2 tRNA genes and 1 rRNA gene are annotated in these 1961 nt (G+C 47.3%); all 3 read left to right on the forward strand.

Annotated features, from left to right (window positions below):
* Positions 1–44: 44 nt before the first annotated feature.
* A tRNA-Ile gene (locus IV86_RS08510) sits at positions 45–119 on the forward strand.
* A gap of 5 nt (positions 120–124) precedes the next feature.
* Positions 125–197 (forward strand) — tRNA-Ala (locus IV86_RS08515).
* Between the two features lie 186 nt (positions 198–383).
* Positions 384–1961, forward strand: a 23S ribosomal RNA gene (locus tag IV86_RS08520); the annotation flags it as partial.

Raw genomic sequence — 1961 nt, forward strand, 5'->3', positions numbered from 1 at the left:
GTTTTGTTTAGTTTTGAGAGGTTTACTCTCAGAGCACGCGTATCGGGCCTATAGCTCAGCTGGTTTAGAGCGCACGCCTGATAAGCGTGAGGTCGATGGTTCGAGTCCATTTAGGCCCATACATGGGGAATTAGCTCAGCTGGGAGAGCGCCTGCCTTGCACGCAGGAGGTCAGCGGTTCGATCCCGCTATTCTCCATTAAACAACTAAGGTTGTTTATTCTTTTGTTCTTTGAAAACTGAATAATATCTATAATTTTCTAATTTTAATTGTTAATCATAATTAAACCGAGAGAAAACCGCGTAATTTAAAGAGTTATAAAACAAGATTAGTTCAAAGATTAATCGCTAAACTCAATTAATCACTTTACCGTAGGTAAAGATAGGTTAAGTTAGGAAGGGCGCATGGTGAATGCCTTGGTACTAGGAGCCGATGAAGGACGGGACTAACACCGATATGCCTCGGGGAGCTGTAAGTAAGCTTTGATCCGGGGATTTCCGAATGGGGCAACCCAATAGTTTTAATCGACTATTATCCGCATCTGAATACATAGGATGTGTGAAGGTAAACGTGGGGAACTGAAACATCTCAGTACCCGCAGGAACAGAAAGAAAATTCGATTCCCTGAGTAGCGGCGAGCGAAACGGGAAGAGCCCAAACCAGGAAGCTTGCTTCCTGGGGTTGTAGGACTGAACATTTGAGTTACCAAAGAACTTGATAGCTGAAGAATCTGGGAAGATTCGCCAGAGAGGGTGATAGCCCCGTAAGTTAAATCAAATTCTCTCAGTTCAGGATCCTGAGTACGGCGGAGCACGTGAAATTCCGTCGGAATCCGGGAGGACCATCTCCCAAGGCTAAATACTACCTAGTGACCGATAGTGAACCAGTACCGTGAGGGAAAGGTGAAAAGCACCCCGGAAGGGGAGTGAAATAGTTCCTGAAACCATGTGCCTACAAGAAGTCAGAGCCCGTTAATGGGTGATGGCGTGCCTTTTGTAGAATGAACCGGCGAGTTACGTTCGTATGCCAGGTTAAGTTGAAGAGACGGAGCCGAAGCGAAAGCGAGTCTGAATAGGGCGATATAAGTATGCGGATGTAGACCCGAAACCAAGTGACCTACCCATGTCCAGGTTGAAGGTGCAGTAAAATGCACTGGAGGACCGAACTCGTGTACGTTGAAAAGTGCTGAGATGAGGTGTGGGTAGCGGTGAAATTCCAAACGAACTTGGAGATAGCTGGTTCTCTCCGAAATAGCTTTAGGGCTAGCCTCGGAATTAGGATCGTGGAGGTAGAGCCACTGTTTGGACTAGGGGCCCATCAAGGGTTACCGAATTCAGATAAACTCCGAATGCCATCGATTTATGTCCGGGAGTCAGACGGTGAGTGATAAGATCCATCGTCGAAAGGGGAACAGCCCAGACCACCAGTTAAGGTCCCTAAATATATGTTAAGTGGAAAAGGATGTGGAGTTGCATAGACAACTAGGATGTTGGCTCAGAAGCAGCCACCATTTAAAGAGTGCGTAATAGCTCACTAGTCGAGTGATTCTGCGCCGAAAATGTACCGGGGCTTAAACATATTACCGAGACTGTGGATGCCACCATTAGGTGGCGTGATAGGAGAGCGTTCTAAGGGCAATGAAGGCAGACCGTGAGGACTGTTGGAGCGCTTAGAAGTGAGAATGCCGGTATGAGTAGCGAAAGATAGGTGAGAATCCTATCCACCGTATGACTAAGGTTTCCTGGGGAAGGCTCGTCCTCCCAGGGTTAGTCGGGACCTAAGCCGAGGCCGAGAGGCGTAGGCGATGGATAACAGGTTGATATTCCTGTACTAGTTAAACTTGTTTGAACAATGGAGGGACGCAGTAGGCTAAGGAAAGCACCCAGCTGGAAAAGGGTGTCCAAGCAGTAAGTCTGAAGTAGAGTCAAATGCTTTACTTCTTAAGGACAAGCTGTGATGGGG

This window comes from Pediococcus pentosaceus (assembly GCF_001437285.1).
In the GTDB taxonomy this organism is placed as follows: domain Bacteria; phylum Bacillota; class Bacilli; order Lactobacillales; family Lactobacillaceae; genus Pediococcus; species Pediococcus pentosaceus.